The sequence below is a fragment of the Binatus sp. (SeqCode) genome, assembly GCF_050013435.1.
Lineage (GTDB): Bacteria > Desulfobacterota > Binatia > Binatales > Binataceae > Binatus.
In genome coordinates, this window is record NZ_JBEKFG010000132.1 from 1 (window position 1) to 4,209 (window position 4,209).

At 59.0% G+C, this 4,209-nt stretch carries 5 protein-coding genes; 3 read left to right on the forward strand and 2 right to left on the reverse strand.

Annotation, left to right across the window (positions count from 1 at the left end; genetic code table 11):
- Positions 1-34 precede the first annotated feature (34 nt).
- Entirely contained in the window at positions 35-478 is a 444-nt protein-coding gene (locus ABSB13_RS16710) for a DUF6159 family protein (protein WP_428110469.1), read from the reverse strand.
- Between the two features lie 133 nt (positions 479-611).
- Here ABSB13_RS16710 and ABSB13_RS16715 point away from each other — a divergent pair, with 133 nt between their 5' ends.
- From ABSB13_RS16715 to ABSB13_RS16725, 3 genes are all read left to right on the forward strand, one after another.
- Positions 612-1,073 (forward strand): PH domain-containing protein, encoded by a 462-nt coding sequence (locus ABSB13_RS16715; protein WP_428110461.1) that lies wholly within the window; start codon positions 612-614, stop codon positions 1,071-1,073.
- A gap of 496 nt (positions 1,074-1,569) precedes the next feature.
- The gene (locus tag ABSB13_RS16720; RefSeq protein ID WP_428110463.1) at positions 1,570-2,379 is read left to right on the forward strand and encodes an ABC transporter substrate-binding protein; all 810 of its coding nucleotides are present in this window, start codon (positions 1,570-1,572) and stop codon (positions 2,377-2,379) included.
- A gap of 114 nt (positions 2,380-2,493) precedes the next feature.
- Entirely contained in the window at positions 2,494-3,273 is a 780-nt protein-coding gene (locus tag ABSB13_RS16725) for a potassium channel family protein (protein ID WP_428110465.1), read from the forward strand.
- 188 nt (positions 3,274-3,461) lie between these two features.
- Here the strand turns inward: ABSB13_RS16725 and ABSB13_RS16730 are convergent, their stop codons facing one another.
- Positions 3,462-4,046 carry a YdeI/OmpD-associated family protein gene (locus tag ABSB13_RS16730; RefSeq protein ID WP_428110467.1) on the reverse strand — a complete coding sequence of 195 codons (585 nt, stop codon included), beginning with the start codon at positions 4,044-4,046 and terminating at the stop codon, positions 3,462-3,464.
- Positions 4,047-4,209 lie beyond the last annotated feature (163 nt).

Sequence of the window (4,209 nt, forward strand, 5' to 3'; positions counted from 1 at the left end):
CGAGATGCTCTCAGTGCAGAGCGGGACAAACCGATCAAAACTCAAAAGCCAGCCCAGTTATAAAAAGTAGCTGAGTTTTGCAACACAATCCCCCGAAAGCGACCGTCAGCGACCGCGTCGATACATGTCGTGATGGGCCAATTGCGTCACTTCGCACCATGACAATCAATATTGGAAGGCGCGAATTCATATCGGCGCTCGGCGGTATGACGGTCGCGTGGCCGCTCGCCGCGCGCGCGCAGCAAGCGGGCAAGCTGCCGACCATCGGGGTCCTGGGCACTGACATTCGGCTAAGCGCCAGCTTGAGCGCCGCGCCTACCGTCGGCCGGTCGCCGTCGAGCACGGCGATAGCGGCGCCGACCAGCGCGGTGTTGAAGAAGATGACGACGAAATACTGCACGACATACCAGCAAAAGAGCCAAGCATAGAACGCGACCGACTGGCTTTCGCGCATCGCGGTGAAGGTGCCGTCCAACATCGTCAACGCAAAGAAGCCAGCGCCGAGCGCGGTCGTTGCGAGGCCCGACAATGCGGGCAGGATCAAGAGCGCGTTGGAGCATTAATCCTTTCGAAACAAGTTTTGATGTAGTTCGAAACTGCCGAGGAATAAGATGAAATACATCGAAAGCACGCTTGTTCCGGACGAGCACGTGCTGTGCGCCGGGCGCCTGCACTGGATTATCTATGCCAGCCCAGTCCTGGTAATCATTTTCGGGTATTTGCTGTTCATATTCGGCCTTGCGAACGGTGGCGCCGCAGCATTTTACGGAGCGGCCTTGTTTATTCTTGGCGCGGCGTCGCTTATCGCCGCCTGGGTCAAGCGGGTCACCACCGAGATTGCGGTAACAACGCGCCGCTTCGCAGTTAAACGCGGTCTTGTTGACCGTCGGGTAATGGAGATCGGTGCCGGGCAACTCGAAAGCGTCGCCATACAACAATCCATCGTGGGGCGCCTGTTCGATTACGGGACGCTGATAGTCAGCGGCACCGGAAGCCATCTCGATCCAGTCGAGATAGTAGCGGAGCCGCTCGCATTGCGCCAGGCGCTCGATACTCTTTACCGGCCACATTGATTCACCCTTCAAACTGTACCACTACCAGCCGGTTGAGCAATCAGCGATTGGAGCCGCCCAAGGCAGGCTAAATGTTGCAGTTGGGTCATTATTGACGTTTGGAGCGCGGTCCCGCCACTTCCGCTATGCCTCTGATCGCTACCGAATTGGCGCGACGCGGCGGGCGTCGAAAAGGGCCAATCGCGTCACTTCGCACCGCGGAAAAATAGCGAGCTTTTCCGCCATCGGACCCCCGTGAAGTCGGACGCAGACCTGCCAATGGGGGCGTGCTATCGTTCGCAATGATCCAGTGCGCGTGACCCCCGCTGGAGGGTCCGATGGCGATCAATATCGCAAGGCGGAAATTTATAGCTGCTTTGGGCGGCACAGCATTCGCCTGGCCGCTTGCGGCGCGGGCGCAGCAGCGCGTACGGCGCATCGGCGTGCTTATGGTCGGGGCGCAGGCCGATTCGGAGGCGCAAGCCCGTCTCGGGCATTTCTCGATGGGCTGCAACAGTTGGACTGGACCGTCGGCCGCAACGTGCGAATCGACACTCGCTGGCTCGACGTCGGGTGGAAACGCGGCGCGGAGGAATTAATCGCACTCGCGCCGGACGTCATCCTTGCTTCCGCTAGCGCGAGTGTGGAGGCGTTGCAACGGATTACTAGCAGCGTGCCAATCGTGTTCGCGAATGTCATCGACCCGGTTGGCGCGGGGTTCGTCGCGAGCCTAGCGCGGCCGGGCGGCAATACGACCGGATTTAGCGCGTTCGAATACAGCCTAGGTGGAAAATGGCTCGAAGTGCTCAAAGAGTTTGCGCCCAGCATGACGCGGGCGGCGGTCCTTCGCGATCCAACATTCGCCGGTGGGATCGGCCAGTTCGCCGCGATCCAAGCCCTCGCGCCGCCGTCACTTGGGGTGGAGTTGAGCCCGATCGACGTGCGCGACCCGGACAAGATCGAGCGCGCCATCGCCGCATTCGCGCTTGAGCGAAATGGTGGCCTGATCGTGACAGCAAGCCAACCGGCGCTCACTCATCGCGACCTGATCATTTCGCTAGCGACTAGATATCGCCTGCCGAATGTCTATCCGTTCCGATACTACCCCGCGGCTGGGGGCCTCGCCTCCTATGGGCCTGATCCGCTCGACGCGCACAAACGCGCGGCCGGCTACGTCGATCGTATCCTTAAAGGCGCGAAGCCCGCCGACTTACCAGTGCAGGCGCCGACCAAGTACGAACTGGTGATTAATCTCAAGACCGCGAAGGCGCTTGGTCTCATCGTGCCGCCGTCGCTGCTCGCACGAGCCGATGAGGTGATCGAATAATACCTTTTGCAATGCGTCAATTGGAGGTGGCAAAGAGCCGCTTTGGGTCATTCTCGACTGAGATGGTCAGGGCCCACGCTCGTCCGTGTCCGCTTCGCCTCCGATAACGACCGTTTGCCATCAAAACGTCGTCCGGCGCTAAGGGCCAATAGCGGGCATTTCGCGACCTTCGGAATGACCTCTTTCTTTCGAATGTGGAACTTCGAGATGAACGGACAACGATTCCGCCGCCTCCAGGAACAGTACAGCGATCCGTTATTGACAGCCCTGACGGTCATGCTCGCAATTTTATTGTTTGTGGTCGGGCCGCTTCAAGCCGCGGGCGTTGTTACCGCGCATGACTTTGGCATTGCATTTGGACTCGTGCTCGTCGCCGCGGTCTTCATTGTATCCGGCAGCGGGGTTGCACTTGCAGCCATCCTGGTCGCCGTCGCCCTGATCATCCTTGCAACTGTGCTGCGGTTAACGCGGCCTTCGGCGGTCGATATTTACCTCGACGCGGCTGCTTGGCTGATCGCTGGCCTGACGTTAAGTATTGTGGTCGCCCGCGCGGTGTTCGCGCCGGGACAGGTGACGTTCCATCGCGTCATCGGGGCGGTCCTCCTATATCTTAATATCGGGCTTATCTTTGCGGCGCTATTTTGCTTTGTGGCTCTTCGCCTACCCAATGCTATCACCGGTATCGGGACGCTTCAGGACAATCTCGCTGTTGCCGGGAACTTGATCTACTTCAGCTTCGTGACTCTAACGTCGGTGGGCTATGGCGACATTGTCCCATTGCATCCATTTGCGCGCGGTCTTGCCAACGTCGAGGCCATCATCGGTCAGCTCTATCCGGCAACGCTACTGGCACGGCTCGTCACGTTGGAACTGGAAGCCCGGCGCGGTAGATAGCGCGTGCGGGCTCATCAATGTCTGAAATGGGTCAAAATGCGAAACATCGCTGTCGGCGCGATGTCCGCTTCTACCCCAAGAGCGAACAAATTCTTGCGCAATTAATTGGAGCACTTGGCCTGGTTCGAGCTACTTCTCCGGCCGTGTCGCAACCGCGCTTGGACGAGCGAGTATAATCAGCATCTTTCCTACCCGTGGATTGTTTCGCCACGCTCCAGCATGGCTACGAATTCCGCAATCTTGCGCGCCCTCGTCTCGGCTTTTTTGACGTTGCCGATTCGGTACAGGATTGCGTAGCGATTTCGACTGTTCAATGTTGCAAAGAATGCGGACGCCTTCGGGTTGTTGTCCAGGGCCTTCTGCAGGTCGATGGGTACTTCGGCCCGACTCGCCGGGGCGTAGGCGCCCTCCCACCGACCATCTGCCTTAGCGGCTTCGATTTGCGCGAAGCCCGCAGGTCTCATGCGCCCCTCCTTGATGAGGGTCAGTGCTCTGTTGCGGTTCAGCGCCGACCACTTGCTGCGCGATTTCCGTGGCGTGAAGCGAACAAGCCAGTGTTGGTTGTCATACTTTTCCAGCTTTCCATCGATCCATCCGTGACCGAGCGCAGCGTCAATCGCTTGTGCTTTCGTCAGTTTCGCTCTCGTCGCCGCCTTCTTGGCGAACTTAATCCAAACGCCAACCGCATCAGCTGGTTGAGCCGCGAGCCATCTTTCGAACGACCTTTGATCCGCGAAGCCAAGAACCGGCAAGCCTGATCGCTTTTCCGTCATAAAGAGCCCTGCTTCTCTATCGACCGGGACCGATACTGCCCGAATCCGTGCTGAGGTCCACACGCGCAATTGTCGTCTCCGCCGCTAAACGGTTCCATGACCGCTTTGGGTCATTGACGACCGACCCATTCCGCGCCGGTGTCGATCAATGTCCGTTGTTGCC

What these genes read in the sequence shown, in the direction of transcription:
- ABSB13_RS16710 (WP_428110469.1), bottom strand. Translation starts at nt 478, where the DNA reads ATGTTGGACGGCACCTTCACCGCGATGCGCGAAAGCCAGTCGGTCGCG.
- ABSB13_RS16715 (WP_428110461.1), top strand. Translation starts at nt 612, where the DNA reads ATGAAATACATCGAAAGCACGCTTGTTCCGGACGAGCACGTGCTGTGC.
- ABSB13_RS16730 (WP_428110467.1), bottom strand. Translation starts at nt 4,046, where the DNA reads ATGACGGAAAAGCGATCAGGCTTGCCGGTTCTTGGCTTCGCGGATCAA.